Consider the following 25,133-nt stretch of genomic DNA (forward strand, 5'->3'; position numbering starts at 1 on the left):
CGCCCTCAGCCGAAGGGCTGGCTCCAGTCGATGGGCGGCGCGACCCCGTCGGCCGGCTCGTCGGCCTTGGGGGCCGGCGGGGGCGGGGGAATGTCGCCGAAGCTCTCGGCGAGCGCGGCGGCAACGTCGGCGCCGTGGTCCGGGACCGTCACCGGCACCCGTTCGAGGTCCGCCTCGGTCGGCGCCAGCGGGTCCGTCAGCAACGGATCGGAGATCGTGACGGCGTCGCCGTGTGCGCTCGACCGTCCCTTGACGTTGCGGGCCTCCCACACCTTCACCCGTCGTTTGAGATCGCGTTTGGGCATCTCGGGCCGAGCGGCATGGCTCCTGACCCCTCCGGCGACCATCGCGCACTCCTTGCACAACGGCTTTTTCGCCCCGAACGGGAACACCAGGCAGAGTTCGCAGTACTCGAGGCCGCAACGACGGCAGATGTTCTCGGCGGTTTCGAAGCTGTGGTCTCGGCAGAGGCCGGTGAGCTCGTCAGTCACTTCGCATTCTCCTCGTGGTCTGCCACTCCCGTCGGCATCTCTGCCCTGGTTCTTGATGAGTCGAACGACCGGTGAAAGGGTCCTTTTGTGACTGCGATGCCCAATCTGTTGTCCGAGCGCTACGCCAGCGCCGCCATGAACGAGATCTGGTCGCCGGAGCGCAAGATCGTGCAGGAACGTCGGCTGTGGATGGCGGTCCTGCGGGCCCAGGCCCAACTCGGGGTCGATGTGCCCGCCGGTGTGATCGAGGCGTACGAAGCGGTCATCGACGATGTCGACCTCGCCTCGATCGCCCGACGTGAGGCGGTCACCCGCCACGACGTCAAGGCCCGTATCGAGGAGTTCTGCGCCCTGGCGGGACACGAACACATCCATCGGGGCATGACGTCGCGTGACCTCACCGAGAACGTCGAACAACTCCAGGTCCGAGAGGCGCTCGAACTGGTACGCGACCGGCTGGTCGCCGTGTTGGCTCGGGTGGGTGGCCTGGCCGCCACCCATTCGGATCGGGTCATGGTGGCGCGAACACACAACGTGTCCGCCCAGGCGACCACCCTGGGGAAGCGGTTCGCCGATGTCGCCGAGGAACTGATGATCGGGCTCGAACGCGTCGAAGAACTCCTTCACCGGTATCCGCTCCGCGGTATCAAGGGCCCGGTCGGCACCCGTCTCGATCAGCTCGACCTCCTCGGTGATCCCGCCAAGGTCGACCAGCTCGAAGCGGCGGTTGCCGATCATCTCGGCTTCGCCCGTGTCGTCGACAGCGTCGGTCAGGTCTATCCGCGCTCGCTCGATCTCGACGTGGTGTCGGCGCTCGTGCAGGCGGTGTCGGCACCGTCGAGCGCCATGACCACGGTGCGGTTGATGGCCGGCCAGGAGTTGGCCACCGAGGGCTTCCGTCCCGGTCAGGTCGGCTCGACCGCCATGCCCCACAAGATGAACGCACGGAGCGCGGAGCGGGTCGGCGCGTTGCGTACCGTGCTCGACGGTCACCTCACGATGGCGGCGAGCCTCGCGGGCCGTCAGTGGAACGAAGGCGACGTCAGTTGCAGCGCCGTGCGCCGCATCATGCTCCCCGATGCCTTCCTGGCGACCGATGGGCTTCTCCAGACGGCGCTCGTGGTCTTCGAGGAGCTCGGGGTGTTCCCGGCAGTCATCGAGGCGGAACTGGCACGGGATCTGCCCTTCCTCGCGACGACCCGCGTCCTGACCGCGTCGGTCGAGCGCGGTCTCGGCCGTGAGGTGGCTCACGAACTCGTGAAGGAGCACGCGGTCGCGGCCGCGCTCGACCGCCGCGAGATGGCGGGTGCTCCCGGTCTGGTCGAACGGCTCGCCGCCGACGACCGGATCCCGCTCGACCGGGCCGACATCGACGCACTCCTGGCCAACCCGGCCGAGTTCACCGGTACGGCGGTCGACCAGGTCCGACGCGTCGTGGCCCGCGTCGACAAGATCGTCGAACAGCATCCCGAGGCGGCTGCGGCCGCCTCGGAAGTCAGGGTCTGATCAGGCCCCTCGGCTGATGCCGGCCCGCTTGAGGATGGCGGCCGGGACTCCCACCTCGCGCCATGCGGCGTAGCTGATCCCCTTGCGGTCGCCGTATGCGGCTGCGGCGGCGACGAATCCCTCCTCGAGGGCGGTGAGATCGACGGTGGTCTCGGCGGCCGCGATCGCCGCCGCGAGATCGAGGCGCTCCTGCACCAACTGCAGACGTGTCATCGGGTCGGCGCTGTCGATCGTCGCTTCGATCTTGGCGAGCCGGGCCTTCATCGAATCGGGTGTGCGCTTGCGGCCTCGCTTGGGCCGATGGGCGTCGAGCGCTTCGAGATAGCTGCGAACGGCCCGTCCCTGGGCCCGCCCTTCCGCGAGTGCGGCCTTGTGCTCGTCGGTCATTTCCTTGCGTGGTGCCATGGGACTTCCTCGTGATGAACGTTGTCGACCTGTGTCCCGCCGTCATGTGTCCCGCCGTCGTGCGCACCATATCGCTGAAAGATTCGTCGCCCATACACGGAAATACCCGTGGTCTCATTCTGCCGGTCACCGAACTCGGCATCGGAAATCGGTGGGAAGGCGCCGCGGTAGAGTCGCCGCCATGGCCTCACCTGCACTCGTCGCCCACCTGAAAGCGCACTCGGTTCGTGAAGGCGACTTCACCCTCAAGTCGGGGCGCAAGAGCCGCTGGTTCATCGACTCGAAGCAGACCGTCTGTCGTCCCGACGGCATCATCGCCGTGGCCGACGCGGCCCTCGACGTCATCCCCGACGACGCGACCGCGATCGGCGGGTTGACGATGGGGGCCGACCCGGTCGCGTTCGGCATTGCCGCCGTGGCCGCCACCAGAGGTCGGGATCTTCGTTCGTTCTCCATCCGCAAGGAGGCGAAGGGCCACGGCGTCATGGGCCGACTCGCAGGGGCGCTGCAGGAGGGCGACAAGGTCGTCATCACCGAGGACACCGTGACCAGGGGGATCTCCCCGCTCGAGGCCGCGGCCGCCGTGCGAGAACTCGGGGCCGACCCCGTCCTCATCCTGTCGGTGGTCGACCGGGGCGGCACCTGCGCGGCGATGGCCGCCGAGGCGGGGATCCCGTTCGTCGCGCTGGTGACCGCGATGGATCTCGGATTCGAGTACGGCGACTGAGGCAACGCTTCACCGCTGCGCGTACGCCCACTCGGCGCGCGTCCCGGTAGCGTTTCGCCCGTGCAGAACGCCCCGACCGCCGCCTATTCCATCACCCTCAAGGTCTCGCTCGACAACGTGCCGGGAACGCTCGGCCGGTTCGCCACCACGATCGGCGAAGCGGGCGGCAACATCGCCGCCATTCCCGGCTTCGAGGCCAAGGGTCCGACCGTGGTGCGCGCCATCGACGTGCACTGTCGTTCCGAAGAGCACGCCGAGCAGATCGCCGCCGCCGTCGACGCGCTCGCCGGCGTGACCGTGGTCGAGTGGTGGGACCGGACCTACAAACTCCACGAGGGCGGCAAGATCGAGGTGATGGCGCTGTGCTCGGTGGGCGACGCCGACGACCTGGCCATGGCCTACACCCCGGGCGTCGCTCGGGTCTGCATGAGCATCCACGAAGACGAGTCGCTTGCGCACCGCTACACGATCAAGCGGAACACGGTCGCCATCGTCAGCGACGGCAGTGCCGTGCTCGGCCTGGGCAACATCGGCGCAGCGGCGGCGATGCCGGTCATGGAAGGCAAGGCGCTGCTCTTCAAGGAGTTCGGCGGTGTCGACGGATTTCCGATCTGTCTCGACACCCAGGACACCGAGGAGATCATCGAGACCGTCATCCGTCTCGCCCCCACGTTCGGCGGTATCAACCTCGAAGACATCGCCGCGCCGGCCTGCTTCGAGATCGAGGAGCGGCTCAAGGCCGCCCTCGACATCCCGGTCTTCCACGACGACCAACACGGCACGGCCGTCGTCGCGCTCGCCGCGCTGAACAATTCGCTGAAGCTGGTCGACAAGAAGATGGGCGACATCAGCGTCGTCATCTCGGGGATGGGCGCCGCCGGCGTCGCCTGCGGCAAGATCCTGCTCGATGCCGGTGTGGGCGAGGTCGTCGGTGTCGACAGCATCGGTGCCGTGTACTCGGGCCGTGATCGCCTCAACGACGCGAAGCAGTGGTTCGCGGAGAACACCAACAAGGACCGCAAGGCGGGCACCCTCCAGGAGATGCTCGTGGGGGCCGACGTCTTCATGGGGGTGAGCGCACCGAACCTCATCGATGCCTCCGATCTGCGGAAGATGGCGAAGGACCCGATCGTGTTCGCGATGGCGAACCCCGATCCGGAGATCCGGCCCGAACAAGCCGATGGACTCGCCGCAGTCATGGCCACCGGCCGTTCCGACTTCCCCAACCAGATCAACAACGTGCTCGCGTTCCCGGGGATCTTCCGGGGCGCGCTCGATGCCAACGCCCACAGCGTCACCGAGAGCATGAAGGTCGCGGCCGCGACCGCCATCGCCGCGTGTGTCACCGACGACGAGCTCCGGCCCGAATACGTGGTCCCGTCGGTGTTCGACCGCTCGGTCGCTCCTGCCGTTGCGAGGGCGGTGGCCGACGCAGCGATCGCCGACGGTGTCATCCGCGACTGACGGCGCCGAACTGTCACTGCACCGACAGGAGAAATAGGGTCTGGCTCCATGCCGCAGCCCGCATACGACCACCTGCTCTCCCCGATCTCGATCGGCTCGATGACGCTGCGGAACCGCATCGTGATGGCGCCGATGGGCGTCGAGATCGTCGACTCCGACGGTCAGGCGAACGAGGGGATCGTCCGCTACTACGAGGAGCGGGCCCGCGGCGGCGTGGGGATGATCATCACCGAGGTCTGCGCGATCGCCTACCCGGGCGGTGCGAACTCGGTCCATCAGCTCGGGTTGTCCGAGGACGCGTTCGTGCCCGCCCTGCGCGAGCTCACGACGAGAGTGCAACAGCACGGCGCCAAGATGGCCGTGCAACTGGTCCACCACGGCAAGGTGTCGCGGGTCGACACCATGAAGGGCAACGACGTGCTCGTGCCGTCGATCCCGCAGTGGCACGGCTCGCTCAGCATGATCCAGGACCTGACACCGGGGGAGCTCGGTCTGATGGCTGCGGCCAACGGTGGCGGCGCCCCGCGCTACAAGGCCATGACCACCGACGACATCGCCCGGGTGACCGACGACTTCGTGCAGGCAGCACGGCGGGCGAAGGACGCGGGATTCGACGGGGTCGAGATCCACGGCGCCCACGGCTACCTGCTGTCGGGCTTCCTCTCGAAGCAGTGGAACCTCCGCGACGACGACTACGGCGGGAGCATCGAGAACCGTTCGCGGTTCCTGTGCGAGGTGCTGCGGGCGGTGAAGGCCGAGGTCGGCGCCGAGTTCCCCGTGTGGTGTCGGCTCGACGCCCTCGAGTACCGGACCCCCGACGGCATCGTGTTCGAAGACACCGAGGTGACCGCCCGGCTGGCCGTCGAAGCCGGAGCCGACGCGATCCATCTCAGTGCCTACGGCGACATGACCTCGGCCTCGGCGTTCACCGAGGGCACGCTGCCGCACCGCGAGGCGAAGCATGCCGCGCTCACCGGTCGTCTCAAGAAGACCCTCGACGTGCCCGTCATCGGCGTCGGGCGGATCCGCCCCCACACCGGCGACGAGATGATCGTCCACGGCAAGGCCGACCTCATCGCCATGGGGCGACAGATGCTGGCCGACCCGGAGACGGCCAAGAAGCTTCGTGAGGGACGCGAGGACGACATCCGGCCCTGCATCAACTGCTACGTCTGTGTGGCGCAGCCCTTCTTCGACCAGCGGGTTCGCTGCGCCGTCAACCCGGTGCTGGCCAACGAGGTCGAGCTCGGTGAGATCGAACGCACCAAGGCCCCGACAGCGAAGAAGGTGGTGGTCATCGGCGGCGGACCCGCCGGCATGGAGGCGGCGAGGATCGCCGCGACCCGGGGCCACGACGTCACCCTGTTCGAGGCGTCCGAACACTTGGGCGGCGCGCTGCGTTTCGCTGCCCTCGTCTACGAACCCAACCTCCGGCTGCTGCGGTGGCTCACCCGGCAGATGGAGGTCCTCGGCATCGATGTCCGTACCGGCACGCCGGCCGACGTCGAGGCCGTGCGAGGGCTGCAGCCCGACGAGTTGATCGTCGCGACCGGCGCCGCCCGCGAACGTTCGTCGCTGCCCGGCGCCGACCGGCGGTTCGTGGTCGACGGCGATGACCTGCGAGCCATGCTCACCGGTGCGGGAGACGTTGCCGGCGCGTTGAAGAAGCTGCCGCTCGTGGGTCGGATCGCGGCGACAGCCGGTCGCCGACTCGGACTTCTCGACGATCCGGGGCGCCTCGCGAAGCTGACGGAGCACTACATGCCCATCGGCAAGCGGGTCGCCATCATCGGCGGAGGTCTCGTCGGTATCGAGCTCGCCGAGTTCCTGGTCGAGCGCGACCGCACCGTGACCGTGCTCGAGGAGGGCGACGTGCTCGCCACCGAGATGGCCCATCCTCGGCGCTGGCGGGTGTTGACCGACCTCCGAGACGACGGCGCGCAGCTCGTCACCGGGGCCACGGTCACCCGGATCGACGAGGGATCCGTGAGCTATGTCGTGGGTGAAGGTGCCGACGGCACCGCAACGGTCGAGGTCGACTCCGTCGTCATCGCCACCGGCCTCGTCGCCGACGGTCGTGTCGCCGACATGTTCACCGCAGCCGGGTTCGAACCGAAGGTGATCGGCGACTGCAAGGGTGTCGGCTATCTCGAGGGCGCGATCCGCGAGGGGTTCCACGCCGGCGTCGCCGTCGGCTGAAGTCGACCGACCGCTCGCCCGTGCCGGAAAACAAAGGCGACCCGGCAACGAGGCCGGGTCGCCATGGTGGTGGTCGGGACCGGCGTCGATCCGGTGACCTACCGCTTTTCAGGCGGTCGCTCTGCCAACTGAGCTACCCGACCCCACAAACGGCCACCCCGAAAGGGTGGCCGTGCGGCGGTCCTGACGGGATTTGAACCCGCGGCCTCCACCTTGACAGGGTGGCGATCACTCCAAACTGATCTACAGGACCCCCCGCCCGGCGGACCGGGCGAAGATTCCACGACGCCGCCGGAGCGGCACCGCAGAGAGTCAAAAGGTACGGCAGGAACCCCGCGATCACAACCCGGTAACTCGCATGGGGGTCTAGGTTCTTCTGCCATGTCGCCGCTCCTGCAGCCATGGTCCGTGCGTGCGGTCAATCTCGCCGAGCACGCCGACAACCCGGTGCACACCCGTGAAGGTGGTCTCGCCGCGGGATACGCGGGCGCCGTGGTCGCGGGAACGACCGTCTACGCGTACCTGACGCGGCCCGCGGCCGAGGCCTGGGGCGCGGACTGGGTCGGCGGCGGCACCGCCGAAGTGCGGTTCCACGCACCGGTTCTCGCCCATGACGCCGTCACCGTCGTTCCCGTCGAGGGCGCTGATGGCGACTGGGTGATCGAGGCCCACAACCCGACGGGTCGGTGCGCCACGCTCGCGGTCGGGCTCACCGCCGGCGATCCGCCCGACCCCGTCGGCGAACGACTCGAGCCGTTCGTCGAAGTGTTCGGTGAACGCTGGGCCGGCTACGCAGACCGCGTCGGCGAGGATCTCCCGCTCTACGCCGCATCGCGGCTCGCGCATCCCGTGATCTGGCCCTCGCTGGCCAACCGGGTCTTCGCGACCCAGCTCGTCGACGGGGCGTGGGTACACACCCGCAGCGTCGTCCGCCACCTGGGCACCGCCGCGCCGGGCGACACCGTGGTCGTCGAGGCGTGGCTCACCGACCGCTTCACGACGAGGGCCGGGGACCGCGCGGTGATCGACGTGCGGATCAGCGTCGATCGTCGTGCTGTGGCGGCGATCGAACACGAGGCGATCGTGCGTCTGGCAGGGTGACGACATGACTGCAGCCGAGGGACATGCCTGGATGGCCGACGCGTTCGGTGATCCCGGCGAGGTGTTGGTCTTCGCACCCCGGACCTGGGACGCCCCGCCGGAGGGGGCGCTGCTGGTCGAGGTCGCCGCGGCCGGTGTGGGCCTGCCGGACTCGCTGATGCTCCGCGGTACGTATCCCCTCGTCCGGCGTCCACCGATCACGCCCGGCCAGGAGGTGTGCGGCAGGGTGGTCGCGGCCCCGTCGGGATCGAGATTCCGGGTGGGTGAGCGTGTGCTCGGGCCGACCCACTTCTACGCGGGCTCCGGCGGCTTCGCGACGCACACCTATGTCACCGAGGCCCATGCGTCACGCGCCCCCGACAGCCTCTCGGACGAGGCGGCGGCGGGGTTCTACATCGGCTTTCGGACCGCCTACACGACGCTCGTCACCCGAGCCGACGTCCGACCCGGTGAGACCGTGCTCGTGCTCGGCGGGTCGGGAAGCACCGGCGCGATGGCGATCTCGCTCGCCGCGGCGCTCGGTGCGCGTGTCGTTGCGGTCGCGAGCTCGGAGGAGAAGCGGGCGTTCTGTCTCGGTCTCGGCGCCGCCGCCGCAGTCGATCGTGATCCCGACGCGATCCGCGACGCGGTCGAGTCCGAGACGGAGGGCCGAGGGTTCGACGTCGTCGTCGACCCGGTCGGCGGACCGATCGCCGAGGCGGCGCTGCGCGCCATCGCCCGCTACGGCCGATTCGCCGTCGTCGGCTTCGCCAGCGGTTCCTGGGTGCACGTCGAGCCGGCCGACATGGTGCGGCGCAACTATTCCGTCGTCGGTGTGCTCGCGGCCGGGTTCACTGCGGAGGAGAACGCATCCGACATCGGTGAGCTCCTTCGGCTGGCCGAGACGGGGAGGATCTCGACCCCCATCGGGCAGATCTCGGAGATGGCCGACCTTCCCGCCGTCATCGCGTCGATGGGCTCTGCGGGACCACCCGGCAAGCTCGTGGTCCGCAACCCGTAGGTCGCCGGACGCGACGATGTACCCCGTACGGGATTCGAACCCGTGTTACCGGCGTGAAAGGCCGGCGTCCTAGGCCACTGGACGAACGGGGCCCAGTCAGCGAACTGACCGAGGCACAAGGATAGGGCGTCGACCCCGCGACCCGGCAGAAATGGGGAGACGCGGCGCAAAATCGTCGCGGGGACGATCGGCGCGGAATAGCACCCTTCATCCGGCGGTTCCCGAGGCGTGCCCGTCGCCGTGGATCGCTCCGTGAAGATCGTCGCCGCTGCGCTCGTCGGATACGCGGCCGGCAACCTGCCGTCGGCGGATCTCGCCGCCCGAGCCGCCGGCGGCGCCGACCTCCGGACCGAGGGAACCCACAACCCGGGGGCCATGAACGCCGCCCACGTCCTCGGCCGGACGTGGGGACTCGCCGTGTCGGCGGCCGACATCGCGAAGGGTGCGGCCGCGGCCCGTGTCGGCCGGCGGCTGGCCGGCCCGGCCGGAGCCAATGCAGCAGCCACGGCCGCGGTGGTCGGCCACTGCTTTCCCGTCGGCCGACGCGGCGGCAAAGGGGTCGCGACCTCGATCGGTCAGGTCGTCGGTACGTTCCCGTCGTACCTACCGGTCGACATGGCGGTCGCAGGGGCCACGTCGATGCTCCCGTTCTTCGCGCAACGGACGCGCACGGCGACCATGGTGGCGAGTGCGACCTGGGTCGCCTGTGCGACCGTCGCCTGGCGTCGCCACTTCCGCAACCCGGGTGGTGTGGCTCCGACCGCGTCGTTGCCGCTCGCCGCGCTCGTCAGCTCGCTCGTGATCGCGGTCCGGTTCGCCGCCGAGGCCGAGAAGGTCGCCGGCTTCAATGCCGCCGCCACGGATCGCGGAGTCGCAGCGTGATCGCCCTCGTGACCGATTCTGCGTCGCAGATCCCGCCCGAGCTCGCCGAACGACTCACCGTCGAAGTCGTTCCCGTCGTCGTGTCGGTCGACGGGGTCGATCATCGCGAGGGCGTCGACATCCATGCCGACGACTTCTGGGAGCGCTTCGCCGGCGCCGACCTGCCGGAGGTCGCGACGTCGCAGCCCAGCCCCGGCGAGATCGCCGAGGTCTATCGGCGTGCGATCCAGGCCGGTGCGACGGAGATCGTCTCGGTCCATGTCGGAGCCGAACACTCCGGCACGCTCAACGCGGCCCGCCTGGCCGCGGACACGGTCGACGTCGCGGTCCACCTCGTCGACTCACGCACCGCTTCCTTCGGCGTGACCTGCTGTGTCTGGGAAGCGGCCGCAGCGCTGGCCGCCGGCGCATCGGCGGCCGCGGCCGCCGAACGGGCCCGCGCCACCGCACCGACGATCGGGACGACCTTCATCATCCAAGCGCTCGACTTCGCCCGGAAGGGCGGACGACTCAGCGGCCAACTGGCCGAGGATCACGACGGGGTGATGGTGCTCGGAGGCGTGGGCGGTGTGATCGACCTGCTCGCCACCGGCCACTCGATCGACGAGCTCTGCGACCAGATGGTCGCTCCGTTCCTCGCCGAAGGGCGACCGTTCCGCGCCGGCGTCTCCCTCGCCGACCCGGCGACAGCCGTATTCGCCGAGGGCATCGAGGCGCGCCTCCGGGAGAGCGGCCTCTGCGTCGACATGGTCCGCTACCGCGTCGGGCCGTCGATCGCCGCCCACACCGGTCCGGGAACCGCGGGCGGATTCTGGTATCCGATCGGGGAGTGACGCATCGGCCGGCGCGGCTCGTCGATACTGGCACCATGACCGGCACCGAAGCCGACACCATCGCAACCATTCCCCTGCCCGCATCGATTCGGACGTTGTGGCGCGTCCTCGCGGCCGCGATGGCGGCAGTGGTGGCCACCCTGGGTGTCGTCATCGGTCTGCTCGCGGACTCCCTCCCGCTGCTGCTCGTGACGGTCGGGGCGACCGTCATCGCCCTCGCCCTGTGGTGGTGGGTGATCGACCTGAGCTACGCCCGCTGGCGGTGGGGCATCGACGACCGCTGGATCGAGCGCCGGAGCGGCGTGATCGTACGAACCACCCAGGTCGTGCCGCGCTCGCGCGTGCAGACCCTGACCACGCGAACCGGGCCGATCGATCGCCGGCTCGGCCTCAGCTCGATCGTGATCCACACGGCCGGTACCCACACGCCCAACCTGGTGATCCCCCATCTCGAAGCCGATGCGGCCGAACGCCTGCGTGCGGAGCTCGGCGGGTGAGCGACGATGCCGACTGGAAGCGGCCCCATCCGCTGACCACCATCGTTCTCGTCGTCACCTTCGTCAGCGGCAACGCCGGACCACTCGTGGTGGCGGTCGTCTTCGGCGGCAGCGGGATCGGCTTCGACACGGTCGCCCTCGTGGTCGGCGGTGCGACCGTGGGCTTCGGCGTGGTCGGCTGGTACATGACCGGCTACGCGGTCACCGACGACGCGGTGCACTACCGGTCCGGCGTGCTCAACCGGCAGGCCCGGTCGATCGCCCTGACCCGCATCCAGCAGGTCTCGGTGTCCGAGCCGGTGATCGCCCGCGCCGTCGGCCTCGCAGTGGTGCAGGTCTCGGAAGCCTCGGCCGACGGCGACGTCGAGATCCGCTATCTCGGCAAGAACGACGCCACTGCGCTGACGCAGCGACTGCGGACCCTCGCCCGCCGACGCGATGCCCTCGACAACCAGGGCCCGGTGGTGAGCTCGCTGGCCGCGCCGCCCGAGCCGCCGTCGGTCCTGCTCCACGCCACCCCGATCGGCGCACTCGTCCGCTACAGCCTCGGCGCGATGGCCCCCGGTCTGATCGGCGCCGCGGTGATCGGTCTCGTGGTCGTGATCGTGCTGGCCCTCGGCCCCGGCCTCGTCGCCGCGCTCAGCGCGGCAGTCGTCGTCGCGGGGATCCTGCTCCTGGCCCCCGCACTGAGTACCGCGGGTGCGGTCCTGGGGGATGGCGGGTTCCGCCTCCAACGGTCGCCACGGTCGCTCACGGCGCAAGCCGGCCTGCTCTCGCGTCGACAGATCGAGGTGCGCCCGGAACGGATCCAGACCCTCACGGTCAGCTCGGGCCCCATCGTGCGCCGGATGGGACTCCATCAGATCTCGTTCTCCGCCGCCACCGGCAAGACCACCCAGAAAACCGCCATCGTTCGCCTCTCGCCGGCCGCTCGCACCGACGAGATCGCGTCGATCGTCCGGGGAGCGCTCGATGTCGACCCGGCCTTCGGTGTCGATCTCGAGCCGGTGAGCCGGGTGACCGTCCGCCGCCAGCTGGTCCGCTCGGCCATCGCCTACGCCCTCGTCGTCCTGCCCATCTCGATCGTCCTCTGGTTCGTTCACCCGTTCGCCGCGGTGTTGCCGACCCTCGCCTTCTGGCCGCCTGCGTTCGCCTACGCCCGGCAGCGACACCGCCGACTCGGACTGGCCGTCGACGACCGCCGCCTCGTCGCCCGAAGCGGCGTACTCGATCACCACCTCACCCAGATCCCGCTCGCCCACATCCAGTCGGTCATCACCCGGGCGACGTTCTTCCAACGTCGTCTCGGCGTCGCCGACCTCGAGGTCAACACCGCCGGTGTCGGGCCGGGCAACCACGTGACCATTCCCGACCTCGGTGCAGGTCGCTGCGCCGAACTCGCCCGCGACCTGTCGAGCGTTGCCGCGGCCACCCGCTGGGAGCTGCGGACCTAGGCGGTCGACGCCGCCCGGACGAGGAATTCGAGCAGCTCGCCGGTCCACTCGTAGAGAAAGGTCGCCGGCCCCTCCGGGAGCTCGTGCGACTCCAGATCGGCGCCATCGAGCTCGAGGCGTTCGCCGAGCACCAGACGGATCATGTTGAGCCCTTGCATCCACGCGGCCACGTCGCCCTCGTCGAGCGTCGCCCCCTCGATGCCCGCCTCGACGATGTCCAACAACTCCAGACGACCACGCAACAAGTCGTCGCCGATCATCTCGCGGTACGCGGCCTCGGCCTCGTCATTGTCGGGATGAGCCGGTGGCTTGAGCCGCCGCAGCGTGTCGTGGCTGTCGGCCATCAGGAGCTCGCGCAGATCGACGATCAGGCCCGCCAGCACCTCCTGCTCCCGCGCCCCGAGGTTGACGACCACCCCGTCACCCCCCGGCACGAACGGCCACGACGACGCACTCATGAATCGTGCTCCCTCACATTGGTCGCACTCATGAATCGTGCTCCCTCACATTGGTCGCACTCACGAATCGTGCTCCATGGTCGCCCAGAGGCCGTGTTCGTGGAGGCGGAACACATCCATCTCGGCCTTCTCCTTCGGCCCCGAACTCACCACGGCGCGGCCGTCGGTGTGGACCTCCATCATCAGCCGATGGGCCTTCTCCTCCGAGAAGCCGAACAACTTGCGGAACACGAACGCCACGTACGACATCAGGTTGATCGGGTCGTCCCACACGATCACCTTCCACGGCCTCGAGAGATCGTCGACCGACTCCGTCTCCCGATCCTCGACGATCAGGGGCGCAGTCATGTCGAAGCCAGGATCCGGACGCCGGCCGGAGCGTTGATCAGACGCGCCTCGAGGTCGAGACGAACGATGTGGATCCATGCAAGCGATGCGAGAAGGATGTGGACGGCCACGAGCACCACCGGCACTCCGGCGAAGTACTGCCAGTACCCCACCACGCCCTGAGCGACCACGAGTGCCGTCACGATCAGCCCGGCCCGGCGAATGTCGACCAGGCCCCGCCGATGGGCCCGAGAGGTGACGTAGCCCACGCCGAGGAGGAGGACGATCGCCGACATGCTGTGGAGTCGGGTCACGTCGCGCACGAGGAACGGCAGCCGCTCCGCGACCTCCTCCTCATCGCTGCCGGAATGGGGTCCCGAACCGGTGACGATCGTTCCCATCACCAAGACGACGGCCCCCGCCGCCATGACCGCTCGGGTGAGCCGGCGGATGATGCGTCGTTCGGCGACGGCCCTGTCGTGATCATCGGCCCACGCTGCGCCCTGGACGGGGCCGTCGGCGAGTGCGGCGCGATGCATGAGCACCGTCGCGTTCCACAGCAGGACCATGGACAACAGGAAGTGGCCCATGGTGAAGCGCGGGTCGAGCTCGGTCTTCACCAGCAGCCCGCCGAGGACGATCTGGGCGACCACGCCGGCGACGAGACCCAATGACAGCCACACGAGATCGGTCCGGCGCGGCGTCCGCCGGAGTGAACCGAGCACTGCGGCAGCGACCGCGATCGTGACGACTCCCGTGAACATGCGGTTCCCGAACTCGATCATGCCGTGGTACTCGAGGTCGGACACGAGCTGGTCCTGCTCACAGTTGGGCCAGTCGGAACAACCCAGACCGGATCCGGTGAGACGAACCGCGCCGCCCGAGATCACGATGATGGTCAGCGACCAGAGTGCCGCACGGGTCAGGGAGAGGTATCGGGCCGGGCTCACGACCAAAGCGTAGGGCCCCGTTGGGCGGTCATGCCCCCTCGGCCGCTACCCTTCGTCCTGTGACCGCCACCGCCCCCACTCGCCAGCGCCCACGCGTCCTCGCGTTCGTCGCGCTGACGAAACCGCGGATCATCGAACTGCTCCTCATCACCACCGTGCCGACCATGATCGTCGCCGAGGGCGGCATCCCGTCGCTGTGGCTCATGGTGGCGACGGTCGTCGGTGGCACCCTCGCCGCCGGCGGCGCCAACGCGTTCAACATGTACATCGACCGCGACATCGACCGGCTGATGGAACGGACGAAGGGTCGCCCCCTCGTCACGGGCGAGGTGACACCGCAGGAGGCGCTCGTCTTCGCCTTCGCGGTCGAGATCGCCGCGTTCGCCTGGCTGTGGGGCTTCGTCAACCTGCTGTCGGCGGTGCTCGCCGTCTCGGCGACCCTCTTCTACGTCTTCGTCTACACGATGTGGTTGAAGCGGACCTCCACCCGCAACATCGTCATCGGCGGCGCCGCCGGTGCTGTCCCGGTGCTGGTGGGCTGGTCATCGGTCACCAACGAGCTCGACTGGCCGCCCGTGGTGCTCTTCGCCATCATCTTCTACTGGACGCCGCCGCACTTCTGGGCCCTCGCCATCCGGTACAAGGACGACTACCAGGCCGCCGATGTGCCGATGCTGCCCGCCGTCGCCTCCCTGCGCACGACCGCGACCCGCATCCTCGCCTACACGGTCTTCCTCTGGGCACTCACGCTCCTGTTCGGCCCCGTCGCCGACATGGGCCTCGTCTACTACGCCTCGGCGGTCGTGCTCGGCGCCGTGTTCACCGGTCTCGCGGTCCAGGTGTTCCGTCGCCCGGAGCCGGCGCTCGCGATGCGCCTGTTCGGCTGGTCGATCACCTATGTGACGCTGCTCTTCGGCGCGATGGCGGCCGACGAGATCGTCCGCAACGGCTTCTGAGCACCGGCCCGCGGAGAAATCCGTCGAAAATCCTGTGCCGCCCGGTTTCCATCCCGGAGCGTGTGGGGCTGTAGGCTCCCGTCTCGGTACTGCACCTCGGGTGTCGTCGCGTGCTGCGCGACTGCGCCGGTCGTGCACCAACGAACGAAGCAACAGCTGCGCCACCGCTGTCCGGTGCAACTGTCGGAGGACACCTGCCACCATGACGATGACCGAATCACCGCCGGCGACCGACACCGCCCCTGCAGTGTCCGCTCCCGCAGTGGCTGGGCTCTACGACGCCCTCACCACCACCGACCACAAGCGCATCGGCCGACTCTGGCTGCGGTCCGGGATGGTCCTGCTCGTGGGCGCCGTCGTCCTCGGCGTGCTGCTCGGCATCGAGCGCCTCGACGGAGAATCGACCGACCTGTTCGGCGGCGACAACGCCTTCTTCCAGATGTGGGCGCTCTATCGCATCGCACTGGCGCTGCTGGTCGCTGCACCGCTGTTCATCGGCCTCGCGACCATCGTCGTGCCGATGCAGGTCGGCTCGACCAACATCGCCTTCCCCCGTGCGGCCGCCGCGGCGGTCTGGGGCTTCGTCGTCGGTGCGATCATCATGATCGCCGCAACCATGGCGAACGGCGGCTGGGGAGCCGTCGACCGGGCCAGCGGCGACGAACGTGACGCCGTCGCCCTCACACTCGTGGGCATGGGCATGGTGATCCTCTCCCTGCTGCTCGGTTCGCTGTGCATCGCCACGACCGTCGTGTCGCTGCGGGTCAAGGGCATGACCCTGCTGCGTACCCCACTGTTCGCCTGGTCGATGCTGGTTGCCACGGGCGTGTGGCTGCTGACGCTGCCGGTGCTGCTCGCCAACCTGCTGATCGCCTATGTCGACCTCCACAACGGCCCGGGCACGTTCGGTGGCGGCCTGAGCGGTGACCTCAGCATCTACGCCCAGATCGAGTGGCTGTTCGAACAGCCGCAGGTCTACGCCTTCGCGATTCCGGTGCTCGGCGTGCTCGGTTCGATCGTCCCGGTGGCCGCCGGCGTGCGCGCCGCCCGCCACGGCCTCTCGATGGGCCTCATCGGTCTGTTCGGCCTGCTGTCGGTCGGCGCCTGGGCTCAGCCGTTCTTCCAGCCGACCAACGACTCCCTCGTTCGCTACGACGAGAAGTTCGTCTTCATCGCCTTCGGCATCGCTGCGATCCTGCCGGTGCTCGGCGCATTCGGCGGCGCCGCCGACACCCTCATGCGAGGCCGCACCAATCTCTTCGGCATTCCGCCCGCTCACCTCCTCGGTGCGCTCGGTGCCGCTCTGGTACTGCTCGCCGGCACTGCGGCGGGTGTCGCCCGGGTCATCGAACCGTTCGAGCTGGGCCAGCGTGTCACCGTCTCGGGTGTCATGAACCTCGTGCTGTTCGCCGCGGTCGCCGCTGCCGTGGCCGGCATCTGGTTCTGGGGCCCCAAGGTCTGTGGCCACGAACTCTCCCCGGTGATGGGACGAGCCGCGGTGACATTGCTCGTGGCCGGTGGTCTCGTGCTCGGTGCCGCGCAGGTCGTCAACGGGTTCTTCGAGACGAGCGTCAACCCCTTGGTCGCGCCGACCGAGGACGCAGGCGATGCCCTCAACGCCGTGGCGCTGGTCGGCATGCTGATCATCGCGCTCGGCGCCGTCAGCGCGCTCGCAACACTCCTCGTCGCCATGCGCACGGGTGGTGCCGGCGACGCCGACGACCCGTGGGGCGGGCAGACACTCGAATGGTCGACGGTCACGCCGCCCCCGCCCGGCAACTTCGCCGAGCCGCCGGCCCTGGTCACCTCCGAGGCGCCGCTGCTCGATGCATCTTCCGACGAAGGGGAGGAGTCGTAGATGACTGCGATCGCCACAGGTCTTCCGGCCCCCGAGGTCACCCGACCTCGCACCGTTCTGGTCGGCACGATGTTCGCCTCCGCAGCTGCCTTCATGGCCTTCGTCGGGGTGATCATCGTCTACATCAGCGAACGAGCCCAGGCCCGCGCCGACGGTGCGGAGTGGTTCGCCGACGGCTCCGTTGAGCTCGGCCCTGCCGGCTTCGTCTTCGCCACGCTCATCTTGTCGATCTTCACCGTCCAGTGGGCGGTGCAGGCGATCAACAACGACGACCGCAAGAACGCCCTCGTCGCGCTGGTGCTCACGGGCATCTTCGGTGCCGCCGTCTTCAACCAGCTGTGGTTCATCATGAACGACAGCGGCTTCGCACTGTCCGCCACGACCTCGGAGTTCATGTTCTTCGTCGTGTTGGGCACCTTCGTGGCCTTCCTCATCGGCGCCGTCGTCTTCGTCACCCTCACCTTCCTGCGGGCCCTCATCGGGCAGTTCGGCCCCCGCAAGGCCGATTCGGTCGCCGCTGCCGCTTTCTACTGGAACACAGTCGTCGCCATGTACGCGATCGCCTGGTACGTCATCTTCGTCACGAAGTAGGGATCAGATGTTCACCACGGGCTTCAAGTTCTTCTTCGGTCTCGGCGTCGCGCTGGTGACGGCCGGTGTCCTCTACGGCTACACCTCGGGCGGCAACCACGTCGGGCCGATCTCACTCGGTTGGAAGGGCGGCGTCGGCGAGCACGTCGGCTACGGCATCCTCGTCGCCCTCGGGCTGAGCGCCATGGGCATCGCCTTGACCCTCATCTTCTTCCGCGACGCCGATCCCGCCGACCAGGCCGACTACATGGGTGTCGACGACATCGCCCCGACCGCACCGGTCACCGGGAGCTTCTGGCCGGTCGTCGGCGCCTTCGGCGTCGGCACCATGGCCGTCGGTCTCGTGCTCAACACGGCCGTCTTCATCACGGGCCTGGTGATCGTCGGCGCAGTCGCCATCGAGTGGATGATGGACGCCTGGGCCGACCGGGCCACCGGCGACCCGGAGGCCAACCGTGCCCTCCGCAACCGGATCATGGCCCCGATCGAGATCCCGGCCGCCGGCGCCGCGGTGATCGGCCTGGCCGTCCTCTCCATCTCGAGGATCCTCCTGAACACCACCAAGTTGGGCGCGGTCATCGCTGCCGGTGTCGTGTCCGTCGTCTTCCTGGGCCTCGGTGCGTTGGCCGCCAGCGATCGCAAGCTCAACCGCAATGTCGTCGCCGGCCTCGCACTCGTGGTGGGAGTGGCCATCATCGGCGGCGGCGTGTGGGCTGCGGTCGACGGTGAGCGCGAGTTCGAAGAGCACGAAGTCCATGGCGAGACGCACGAAGACGACAGCGTCGACAGTTCCGATGCCGACCACTCCGACGTCGGCACCCCAGATGACGAGACCACTGATGGAGAAACACCCAGTGAGTGACATGTTCAACTTCCGGCGCCGTCTCCCCGGCGCAGGCGTCGTCGTTCTGCTGGGCCTGGTGCTCGCCGGATGCGCGAGCGATGCCGAGCTCGACACGCTGAAGCCCGAGGGCGAAACGGCCGACCAGATCTACGGTCTGGTCCTGCCGGTGTTCATCGTCGCAGGCATCATCCTGGTGCTCGTCTGCGGCGCCGTGCTCTATCTCTCGATCAAGAACCGGGTGGCCACCTACGAAGGCGACGACGAGTTCCCCGAGCAGGTCTCCCACAACAACTCGCTGGAGATCGCCTGGACGATCCTGCCTGCCGTGATCATGGCGGCCATCGCGGTCGCCACCATCGTCACCCATGTGGCGATCAACAAGGACGAGGCCGCCGCGATCGAGATCGAGGTCGACGGCGAGGCTCGCATGTGGGACCCGACCATCGTCGTCGTCGGCCAGCAGTGGTGGTGGGAGTACCGCTACTACCTCGACGAGTTCGATCTCGATCCGTCGATGCTCGAGAACCCGCGCGACCTTCCCCCGGCCGACATCGTCACGTCGGGCCAGTTCGCCTTCCCGGTCGGTGTCGAGATCGACCTGGTCGTCACGTCTCGCGACGTCATCCACTCGCACTGGATCCCGGCCCTCAACGGCAAGCGCGACGCTGTCCCGGGTCGTTTCTCGCCGTGGAAGCTCGAGGCCGACGACCCGGGCATCTACTTCGGTCAGTGCACCGAGTTCTGTGGCCTGTCCCACAGTCGTATGCGTATGCAGGCCATCGGGATGACCGAGGCCGACTTCCAGCAGTGGATCGACATGCAGATGTCACCGGCGACATTCGGTGAGGAACTGCAGCCCTACGTCGCGTCCTACCGTGAGACGGGCGGCGCCACACTGCCTGCCAACCCGAGCCAGGTCGCCCGGGGCCTCGACGTCTTCGTGACCCAGTGCGCCTCGTGCCACCTCGTCAACGGTCTCAACGATCTCAACTACAACGGTGCCGCGGTGGTTTCCGGGTCGGCTCCCAACCTGACCCATCTCGCGAACCGCACCACGTTCGCCGGCGGCATTCTCAACCTCTACAACGAAGACGGGTCGTTCAACCGCGACGACCTGGCGGCCTGGATCCGCAATCCCGAGGAGATCAAGGCGAACTTCGCCAACAATCTGCCCGACGGACAGCTGCCCAGAGGCATGCCGACCCTGGCACTGAGTGAACGACAAATCGACGATGTGATCGCCTTCCTCCAGACGTTGGGCCCCCGCCCGACCGATGAGATGATCCAGGCGACGGAGGTGGAGTGAGATGGCGATTATCGAAGAACCCCTCGCCCTGACAACCGGAGAGCCCTCCACGGTCGAGCGTCCCCTCGGTGTGCTCACCCGGCCCCAGGGTGGCAACGGTTGGAAGGACTGGCTCAGCACCGTCGACCACAAGAAGATCGGCATCATGTACGGCGTCGCCGCGATGTTCTTCTTCGTCGTGGGCGGCATCGAGGCGCTGTTGATCCGCCTGCAGCTCGCCGCGCCGGAAGGCCAGATCCTCTCGGCCGACGTCTACAACCAGGTCTTCACGATGCACGGCGTCACCATGGTGTTCCTGTTCATCATGCCGCTGGCCGCCGCGTTCGCGAACTATCTGATCCCGCTCCAGATCGGCGCCCGTGACGTGGCGTTCCCGCGCCTCAACGCGCTGTCGTTCTGGATCTGGATCTCCGGCGCGATCTTCCTCAACACCTCGTGGATCGTCGGGGGTGGCGGCGCCGACTGTGGGTGGTTCTGCTACTCCCCCAACAGCGGTCTCGCCTTCTCGCCGACCCACGGTGTGGACTTCTACGTCATCGGTCTGCAGATCGCCGGTATCGCCTCACTGGTGTCGGCCATCAACCTGATCGTCACGGTGCTCAACATGCGGGCGCCGGGCATGACCCTGTTCCGCATGCCCATGCTCACCTGGATGCTGCTGGTCACCCAGTTCCTGCTCCTGTTCGCCCTGCCGGTCATCACGGTGGCGCTGTTCCTGCTGATGTTCGACCGGGTCTTCGATGCCCAGTTCTTCAATCCGGAGATGGGGGCCGATCCCTTGCTCTGGCAGCATCTGTTCTGGATCTTCGGCCATCCCGAGGTGTACATCATCATCTTGCCCAGCTTCGGGATCATCTCGGAGATCATCCCGACCTTCAGCCGCAAGCCGCTCTTCGGCTACTCCTTCATGGTGTTCTCGGGCATCGCGATCGGCTTCATGGGCTGGGGCGTGTGGGCCCACCACATGTTCGTCTCGGGGATCGGACCGTTCTCGGTCGCCGCGTTCTCGCTGGCGACGATGTTCATCTCGGTACCGACCGGTGTGAAGATCCTCAACTGGCTGGCCACGATGTGGGGCGGCAAGTTGCGCTTCACGACGGCGATGCTGTTCGCCGTGGGGACCGTCGCGATGTTCACCATCGGTGGTCTGTCCGGTGTGACCCACGCGCTGGCTCCGGCCGACACCCAGCAGACCGACACCTACTACATCGTGGCGCACTTCCACTATGTGATCTTCGGTGGCGGTGTGCTCGGTCTCATGGGCGGCATCTACTTCTGGTGGCCGAAGATCTTCGGCTACATGCTCAACGAGACCCTCGGCAAGATCCACTTCTGGGTGATCCTGGTGGGCTTCAACCTCACCTTCGGTCCGATGCACATCCTCGGCCTGCAGGGCATGAGCCGCCGCATCGACACCTACTCACCTGGCTTCGGGTTCGAACTCTGGAACCTGGTCGCCACGATCGGGTCGTTCACCATCGCCCTCGGCGTGCTGATCTTCTTCTTCAACGTGTGGAAGTCGCACCGCGACGCGCCGAACAAGCCGGCACCGGGTCCCGACCCGTGGGATGCCCGCAGCCTCGAGTGGATGATCCCGTCGCCGTCGCCGGAGCACAACTTCGACACCATCCCCGTCATCGAGAGTGTCGACGAGTGGTGGCACCGCAAGTACGGCTACGACGACGACGGACGCGTCGTCCGCGTCGCTTCCACCGAAGAGGTCGCACAGGACGGCTCGGCCACCGGCGTGCACCTGCCCGCTCCGTCGTTCTGGCCGCTCGTGCTGGCGGTCGGCCTGCCGCTCATCGGCTACGGCCTCATCTTCAACCTGTGGCTCTGCGTCGTCGGCGGCGCCCTCACCGGGCTGGCCATGTACTCGTGGGCCCTCGAACCGGTCGACGACCCCGATGCCGACCACGGCCACGGCGGCCACGATGATCACCACGACGACGGCGGCGATGACGACGCCGTCGCCACCGAGCGCGAGCCGGCCACCGCCGGCGCCGAAGGAGGGGAATGATCATGGCGACCGCGACCATCGACAGCCCTGACACCCATTCCGACGGCCACGACGGCGGCCATGGCGAGCACGGCACCTCGACCGGCATCTCCAACACGAAGCTGGCGATGTGGACGTTTCTCGGCTCCGAGTGCCTCCTCTTCGGCGGGCTGATCTCGACCTATCTGCTCTACAAGACCCGCCGTGGTCCCGGGCCCGACAACACGACGATCCCCACCGACCTCTTCGACATCCCCTTCACCTCCGTGAGTTCGTTCGTGCTCCTCATGAGCTCGCTCACCATGGTGCTGGCGCTGTCGGCCCTGACCCGAGGCGACAACCAGGCCACCCGGGCATGGCTGCTCACCACCTCCATGCTGGGCGGCATCTTCATCGGCGGGCAGGTCTACGAGTTCACCGCGTTCCTGCGTGAGGGCGTGGGCTTCACCCACAACCCGGCGAGTTCGGCCTTCTACACGCTGACCGGGTTCCACGGTGTCCACGTGACCCTGGGCATCGTCATGTTGATGTCGCTCTTCGTTGCGTCCAAACAGGGGAAGCTGACCCCGAAGAACACCGAGACAGTGGAGATCGTCGGCCTGTACTGGCACTTCGTCGACATCGTCTGGATCTTCATCTTCACGGTCATCTACCTGATCCCGGTCGACTGAGCGGAGCTGAGAACGTGTCTGAACAAGCAACTTCCGAGGCAGTCGAGACCCACGAGGGTCACGAGAAGTCCCATGAGCATCCGTCCGACTGGGCCTACATCAAGATCGCTCTGATTCTGGCGACCTTCACCGGTATCGAGGTGCTGACGTACTTCGAGTCGGCGATCCCGATCTTCGAGAACAACTCGGTCACGATCGCCACGCTGATGGTGTTGATGGTCGTGAAGTTCTTCCTCGTGGCGACCTGGTTCATGCACCTGCGGTTCGACAACCCGATCTTCGGTCGGATGTTCGTCGCCGGTCTCATCCTGGCAACCGGCGTCTACGCGATCGCCCTCAGCGCCTTCGAGTTCTGGGCCTGATGCCATGACGGCGAACCTCTTCGCCGTGAACCCGTGGGCCTTCGAGGCCCACCCCGAGGTGTGGATCCTCATCGCCGGCATCGTCGGTCTCGGTGTCTACGCGGTGCGCGCGATCGGGCCGCTCGTCGTCGCCGAAGGCACACCAGTCGTCACGAAGACGCAGAAGCGCTACTTCTTCGCCGGTGTGCTGCTGCTCTGGGTCGCCGCCGACTATCCGATGCACGACATCGCCGAGGACTACCTCTACTCGGTCCACATGTTCCAGCACCTGCTCATCGCGTTCATCGTGCCGCCGTTGCTGTTGTCGGCCATGCCGGAATGGCTGGCCCGCCTTCTCGTCCTCGACGGAGGTCTCACCTCGAAGGTGCTGCGGCTGCTCACCCGCCCCGTGGTCGCCGGCGTGATCTTCAACGTGTTCCAGGTGCTCACCCATTGGACCGCCGTCGTCGACGTCAGCGTCAAGAACGGTGCGTTCCACTACCTGCTGCACCTCGGCGTCTTCTTCTCGGCCCTGCTCATGTGGTTCCCGGTGCTCGGGCCGCTCAAGGAAGTACAGATGACCGAGCCCGGGAAGCTCGTGTACCTCTTCTTGATGTCGATCGTCCCGACCGTCCCCGCCGGTTGGCTCACCTTCGCCGAGGGCATCGTCTACAAGGCGTACGACAACGACGCCCACCTCTGGGGCCTCACGCCGACCAACGACCAGCAGCTGGCCGGCGTCATCATGAAGGTGGTCGGCGGCTTCTATCTCTGGGGGATGATCGCGGTCCGCTTCTTCCGCTACACGGCAGCGCTGCGCAAGGCCGACCTCGACAATCGCAAGGGCCGGACCCGTCTGACCTACTCCGACGTCGCCAAGGCGTTCGACGAGGCCGGCGACCCTCCCCGCGAACCTCAGACGCACTGATCCCACGACGAATTTGGCAACCTCTCGGGTGAGCCACCGGGTACCGTCTTCGTCATGCTCGACATCAAGCTGATCCGCGCCGATCCGGAGGCCGTCAAGGCGGCGATCGCACGTCGGGGCGAGTCGACGTCGGCGATCGACGACGTCGTCCGCCTCGACCAGCGGGTCCGCGCCATCGGTACCGAGCGCGACGACATCCGAGCCGAGGTGAAGCAGATCTCCAAGGAGGTCGGTGCCCTCCACAAGGCCGGGAAATCCGACGAGGCCGCCGCGCTCCAGACGAAGAGTCGCGACCTCGGTGACCGCGAGAAGGAGCTGAGCGACGAGGCCGACGAGTTGGCTGCGTCCATTCGTTCGCTCCTGCTCAACGTGTCCAACATGCCGGCGCCCGACGCGCCCGACGGTCTCACCGAAGACGACAATGTCGTGGTCCGGGTCGAGGACTACGACCCGGCCTCCTACGCCGACCACCAGCGGGTGCCCCACTGGGAGATCGGCGAACAGCTGGGCATCCTCGATCCCGAGCGGGCCGTGCGCATGTCGGGATCCATGTTCGTCATGTACCGCGGCGCCGGAGCCCGCCTCCTGCGGGCCCTCATCTCCTATGGCCTCGACAGAAACCGCGACGCGTTCGAGGAGATCCGCCCGCCCACCGTCGTGAAGACCGAGACGATGGTCGGCACGGGTCATCTCCCGAAGTTCGCCGACGACGCCTACCACCTCGAACGCGACGACCTCTGGGCGATTCCGACCGCCGAGGTGCCGCTCACGTCGATGGTGGCCGGTGAGATCCTCGACGAGGCGGATCTGCCGCTGCGGTTGATGGCCCACACCTCGTGCTTCCGTCGTGAGGCGGGCTCGGCGGGGCGTGACACCCGGGGTCTGCTGCGGGTGCACGAGTTCGACAAGGTCGAGCTCTATGCCTTCTGCACGCCCGATCAGGCCCAGGACATGCACATGGAGATCCTGGCCCGGGCGGAGGACGCCATGCGCGATCTGGGTCTTGCCCATCGAGTGCTCGACCTCGCGTGTGGCGACATCAGCGGAGCCGGCGCACGAACCTTCGACATCGAGGTGTTCGCACCGGGCGCCGACCGCTGGCTCGAGGTCTCATCCGTGTCGTGGTGCACCGACTATCAGGCCCGGCGGGCCAACATCCGCTACCGCCCCGACGAGGAGAAGGGGACCCAATACGTCCACAGCCTCAACGGTACGGGCCTCGCCGTGCCGCGGGTCTGGGCTGCGATCGTCGAGACCTACCGCCAGGCCGACGGCTCGGTTCGCATGCCCGACGTGCTGCTCCCGTATCTGGGCGGCATGACGGAGATCCCGGCGCCGCTCTGAG

25 protein-coding genes and 3 tRNA genes are annotated in these 25,133 nt (G+C 67.8%); 20 read left to right on the top strand and 8 right to left on the bottom strand.

Annotated elements, in window-relative coordinates:
* Window positions 1-5: 5 nt before the first annotated feature.
* Window positions 6-491 (bottom strand): hypothetical protein, encoded by a 486-nt coding sequence (locus tag R2707_18330; protein MEZ5247053.1) that lies wholly within the window; start codon window positions 489-491, stop codon window positions 6-8.
* Window positions 492-587: 96 nt separating this feature from the next.
* Between R2707_18330 and purB the strand changes: the two genes are divergently transcribed.
* The gene (purB, locus tag R2707_18335; GenBank protein MEZ5247054.1) at window positions 588-1,997 is read left to right on the top strand and encodes an adenylosuccinate lyase; all 1,410 of its coding nucleotides are present in this window, start codon (window positions 588-590) and stop codon (window positions 1,995-1,997) included.
* On the opposite strand, the gene R2707_18340 is transcribed toward purB, so the two are convergent.
* A complete protein-coding gene (locus R2707_18340) occupies window positions 1,998-2,402 on the bottom strand; it encodes a hypothetical protein (GenBank protein ID MEZ5247055.1) in 405 nt (134 codons plus the stop codon). It abuts the gene before it with no gap.
* Window positions 2,403-2,583: 181 nt separating this feature from the next.
* Between R2707_18340 and pyrE the strand changes: the two genes are divergently transcribed.
* The 3 genes from pyrE to R2707_18355 are packed head-to-tail and all read left to right on the top strand — an operon-like array spanning window position 2,584 to window position 6,792.
* A complete protein-coding gene (gene pyrE, locus R2707_18345; protein MEZ5247056.1) occupies window positions 2,584-3,129 on the top strand; it encodes an orotate phosphoribosyltransferase in 546 nt (181 codons plus the stop codon).
* A 60-nt stretch (window positions 3,130-3,189) separates the two neighbouring features.
* Window positions 3,190-4,593, top strand: coding sequence for an NAD-dependent malic enzyme (locus R2707_18350; protein MEZ5247057.1), 1,404 nt, complete (start codon window positions 3,190-3,192; stop codon window positions 4,591-4,593).
* Between the two features lie 48 nt (window positions 4,594-4,641).
* Window positions 4,642-6,792, top strand: a complete 2,151-nt coding sequence (locus tag R2707_18355) for an FAD-dependent oxidoreductase (protein ID MEZ5247058.1) — start codon at window positions 4,642-4,644, stop codon at window positions 6,790-6,792.
* Between the two features lie 67 nt (window positions 6,793-6,859).
* Here the strand turns inward: R2707_18355 and R2707_18360 are convergent.
* Both R2707_18360 and R2707_18365 read right to left on the bottom strand, forming a co-directional pair.
* A tRNA-Phe gene (locus R2707_18360) sits at window positions 6,860-6,935 on the bottom strand.
* Window positions 6,936-6,970: 35 nt separating this feature from the next.
* Window positions 6,971-7,045 (bottom strand) — tRNA-Asp (locus R2707_18365).
* A gap of 128 nt (window positions 7,046-7,173) precedes the next feature.
* On the opposite strand from R2707_18365, the gene R2707_18370 reads away from it, so the two are divergent.
* Together R2707_18370 and R2707_18375 are read left to right on the top strand one after the other, a co-directional pair.
* The gene (locus tag R2707_18370) at window positions 7,174-7,893 is read left to right on the top strand and encodes a hypothetical protein (protein MEZ5247059.1); all 720 of its coding nucleotides are present in this window, start codon (window positions 7,174-7,176) and stop codon (window positions 7,891-7,893) included.
* Between the two features lie 4 nt (window positions 7,894-7,897).
* Window positions 7,898-8,893: an NADPH:quinone oxidoreductase family protein gene (locus R2707_18375; protein ID MEZ5247060.1), complete on the top strand. Its 996-nt coding sequence runs from the start codon at window positions 7,898-7,900 to the stop codon at window positions 8,891-8,893.
* A 19-nt stretch (window positions 8,894-8,912) separates the two neighbouring features.
* On the opposite strand, the gene R2707_18380 is transcribed toward R2707_18375, so the two are convergent.
* A tRNA-Glu gene (locus R2707_18380) sits at window positions 8,913-8,985 on the bottom strand.
* Between the two features lie 160 nt (window positions 8,986-9,145).
* On the opposite strand from R2707_18380, the gene R2707_18385 reads away from it, so the two are divergent.
* Genes R2707_18385 through R2707_18400 form a run of 4 tightly spaced genes read left to right on the top strand, consistent with a single transcriptional unit; the run spans window position 9,146 to window position 12,559 of the window.
* Window positions 9,146-9,775: a glycerol-3-phosphate acyltransferase gene (locus R2707_18385; GenBank protein MEZ5247061.1), complete on the top strand. Its 630-nt coding sequence runs from the start codon at window positions 9,146-9,148 to the stop codon at window positions 9,773-9,775.
* Window positions 9,772-10,608: a DegV family protein gene (locus R2707_18390; GenBank protein ID MEZ5247062.1), complete on the top strand. Its 837-nt coding sequence runs from the start codon at window positions 9,772-9,774 to the stop codon at window positions 10,606-10,608. The genes R2707_18385 and R2707_18390 overlap by 4 nt, the downstream gene beginning before the upstream one ends.
* Window positions 10,609-10,643: 35 nt before the next feature.
* Complete coding sequence (locus tag R2707_18395; GenBank protein ID MEZ5247063.1) at window positions 10,644-11,105, top strand: PH domain-containing protein; 462 nt, start codon at window positions 10,644-10,646, stop codon at window positions 11,103-11,105.
* Complete coding sequence (locus tag R2707_18400; protein MEZ5247064.1) at window positions 11,102-12,559, top strand: PH domain-containing protein; 1,458 nt, start codon at window positions 11,102-11,104, stop codon at window positions 12,557-12,559. The genes R2707_18395 and R2707_18400 overlap by 4 nt, the downstream gene beginning before the upstream one ends.
* On the opposite strand, the gene R2707_18405 is transcribed toward R2707_18400, so the two are convergent.
* Genes R2707_18405 through R2707_18415 form a run of 3 tightly spaced genes read right to left on the bottom strand, consistent with a single transcriptional unit; the run spans window position 12,556 to window position 14,294 of the window.
* Window positions 12,556-13,017: a DUF2017 family protein gene (locus R2707_18405; protein MEZ5247065.1), complete on the bottom strand. Its 462-nt coding sequence runs from the start codon at window positions 13,015-13,017 to the stop codon at window positions 12,556-12,558. The two genes, R2707_18400 and R2707_18405, sit on opposite strands and share 4 nt — an antisense overlap.
* A 60-nt stretch (window positions 13,018-13,077) precedes the next feature.
* On the bottom strand, window positions 13,078-13,365 hold the full coding sequence (gene clpS / locus R2707_18410; GenBank protein MEZ5247066.1) for an ATP-dependent Clp protease adapter ClpS: 288 nt from the start codon (window positions 13,363-13,365) through the stop codon (window positions 13,078-13,080).
* The gene (locus R2707_18415; protein ID MEZ5247067.1) at window positions 13,362-14,294 is read right to left on the bottom strand and encodes a COX15/CtaA family protein; all 933 of its coding nucleotides are present in this window, start codon (window positions 14,292-14,294) and stop codon (window positions 13,362-13,364) included. The genes clpS and R2707_18415 overlap by 4 nt, the downstream gene beginning before the upstream one ends.
* A gap of 59 nt (window positions 14,295-14,353) precedes the next feature.
* Between R2707_18415 and R2707_18420 the strand changes: the two genes are divergently transcribed.
* The 10 genes from R2707_18420 to serS all read left to right on the top strand — a co-directional run bounded on the left by R2707_18420 (window position 14,354) and on the right by serS (window position 25,132).
* Window positions 14,354-15,250 (top strand): heme o synthase, encoded by an 897-nt coding sequence (locus tag R2707_18420; GenBank protein MEZ5247068.1) that lies wholly within the window; start codon window positions 14,354-14,356, stop codon window positions 15,248-15,250.
* Window positions 15,251-15,452: 202 nt separating this feature from the next.
* Entirely contained in the window at window positions 15,453-17,108 is a 1,656-nt protein-coding gene (locus R2707_18425) for a cbb3-type cytochrome c oxidase subunit I (protein ID MEZ5247069.1), read from the top strand.
* A complete protein-coding gene (locus R2707_18430; GenBank protein ID MEZ5247070.1) occupies window positions 17,109-17,699 on the top strand; it encodes a hypothetical protein in 591 nt (196 codons plus the stop codon). It begins immediately after the preceding gene.
* A 7-nt stretch (window positions 17,700-17,706) separates the two neighbouring features.
* Window positions 17,707-18,561: a hypothetical protein gene (locus tag R2707_18435; GenBank protein ID MEZ5247071.1), complete on the top strand. Its 855-nt coding sequence runs from the start codon at window positions 17,707-17,709 to the stop codon at window positions 18,559-18,561.
* Window position 18,562: 1 nt separating this feature from the next.
* The gene (gene coxB, locus R2707_18440) at window positions 18,563-19,849 is read left to right on the top strand and encodes a cytochrome c oxidase subunit II (GenBank protein MEZ5247072.1); all 1,287 of its coding nucleotides are present in this window, start codon (window positions 18,563-18,565) and stop codon (window positions 19,847-19,849) included.
* A 1-nt stretch (window position 19,850) separates the two neighbouring features.
* Window positions 19,851-21,869 (top strand): cytochrome c oxidase subunit I, encoded by a 2,019-nt coding sequence (gene ctaD, locus R2707_18445; GenBank protein ID MEZ5247073.1) that lies wholly within the window; start codon window positions 19,851-19,853, stop codon window positions 21,867-21,869.
* A 2-nt stretch (window positions 21,870-21,871) separates the two neighbouring features.
* The gene (locus R2707_18450; GenBank protein MEZ5247074.1) at window positions 21,872-22,519 is read left to right on the top strand and encodes a heme-copper oxidase subunit III; all 648 of its coding nucleotides are present in this window, start codon (window positions 21,872-21,874) and stop codon (window positions 22,517-22,519) included.
* 14 nt (window positions 22,520-22,533) lie between these two features.
* Window positions 22,534-22,881 (top strand): cytochrome C oxidase subunit IV family protein, encoded by a 348-nt coding sequence (locus R2707_18455; GenBank protein ID MEZ5247075.1) that lies wholly within the window; start codon window positions 22,534-22,536, stop codon window positions 22,879-22,881.
* A 4-nt stretch (window positions 22,882-22,885) separates the two neighbouring features.
* Window positions 22,886-23,788 carry a cytochrome c oxidase assembly protein gene (locus tag R2707_18460; protein MEZ5247076.1) on the top strand — a complete coding sequence of 301 codons (903 nt, stop codon included), beginning with the start codon at window positions 22,886-22,888 and terminating at the stop codon, window positions 23,786-23,788.
* Between the two features lie 54 nt (window positions 23,789-23,842).
* Complete coding sequence (gene serS / locus R2707_18465; protein MEZ5247077.1) at window positions 23,843-25,132, top strand: serine--tRNA ligase; 1,290 nt, start codon at window positions 23,843-23,845, stop codon at window positions 25,130-25,132.
* Window position 25,133: the final 1 nt, after the last annotated feature.

Source organism: Acidimicrobiales bacterium, from assembly GCA_041394245.1.
In the GTDB taxonomy this organism is placed as follows: Bacteria; Actinomycetota; Acidimicrobiia; order Acidimicrobiales; family Aldehydirespiratoraceae; genus JAJRXC01.

Coding starts and splice junctions, on each gene's coding strand:
- R2707_18405 (MEZ5247065.1), bottom strand. CDS start 13,017: ATGAGTGCGTCGTCGTGGCCGTTCGTGCCGGGGGGTGACGGGGTGGTC.
- pyrE (MEZ5247056.1), top strand. CDS start 2,584: ATGGCCTCACCTGCACTCGTCGCCCACCTGAAAGCGCACTCGGTTCGT.
- coxB (MEZ5247072.1), top strand. CDS start 18,563: ATGTTCAACTTCCGGCGCCGTCTCCCCGGCGCAGGCGTCGTCGTTCTG.
- R2707_18395 (MEZ5247063.1), top strand. CDS start 10,644: ATGACCGGCACCGAAGCCGACACCATCGCAACCATTCCCCTGCCCGCA.
- R2707_18355 (MEZ5247058.1), top strand. CDS start 4,642: ATGCCGCAGCCCGCATACGACCACCTGCTCTCCCCGATCTCGATCGGC.
- R2707_18340 (MEZ5247055.1), bottom strand. CDS start 2,402: ATGGCACCACGCAAGGAAATGACCGACGAGCACAAGGCCGCACTCGCG.
- R2707_18450 (MEZ5247074.1), top strand. CDS start 21,872: ATGGCGACCGCGACCATCGACAGCCCTGACACCCATTCCGACGGCCAC.
- R2707_18425 (MEZ5247069.1), top strand. CDS start 15,453: ATGACGATGACCGAATCACCGCCGGCGACCGACACCGCCCCTGCAGTG.
- R2707_18375 (MEZ5247060.1), top strand. CDS start 7,898: ATGACTGCAGCCGAGGGACATGCCTGGATGGCCGACGCGTTCGGTGAT.
- R2707_18460 (MEZ5247076.1), top strand. CDS start 22,886: ATGACGGCGAACCTCTTCGCCGTGAACCCGTGGGCCTTCGAGGCCCAC.
- R2707_18370 (MEZ5247059.1), top strand. CDS start 7,174: ATGTCGCCGCTCCTGCAGCCATGGTCCGTGCGTGCGGTCAATCTCGCC.
- R2707_18435 (MEZ5247071.1), top strand. CDS start 17,707: ATGTTCACCACGGGCTTCAAGTTCTTCTTCGGTCTCGGCGTCGCGCTG.
- ctaD (MEZ5247073.1), top strand. CDS start 19,851: ATGGCGATTATCGAAGAACCCCTCGCCCTGACAACCGGAGAGCCCTCC.
- clpS (MEZ5247066.1), bottom strand. CDS start 13,365: ATGACTGCGCCCCTGATCGTCGAGGATCGGGAGACGGAGTCGGTCGAC.
- purB (MEZ5247054.1), top strand. CDS start 588: ATGCCCAATCTGTTGTCCGAGCGCTACGCCAGCGCCGCCATGAACGAG.
- serS (MEZ5247077.1), top strand. CDS start 23,843: ATGCTCGACATCAAGCTGATCCGCGCCGATCCGGAGGCCGTCAAGGCG.
- R2707_18430 (MEZ5247070.1), top strand. CDS start 17,109: ATGACTGCGATCGCCACAGGTCTTCCGGCCCCCGAGGTCACCCGACCT.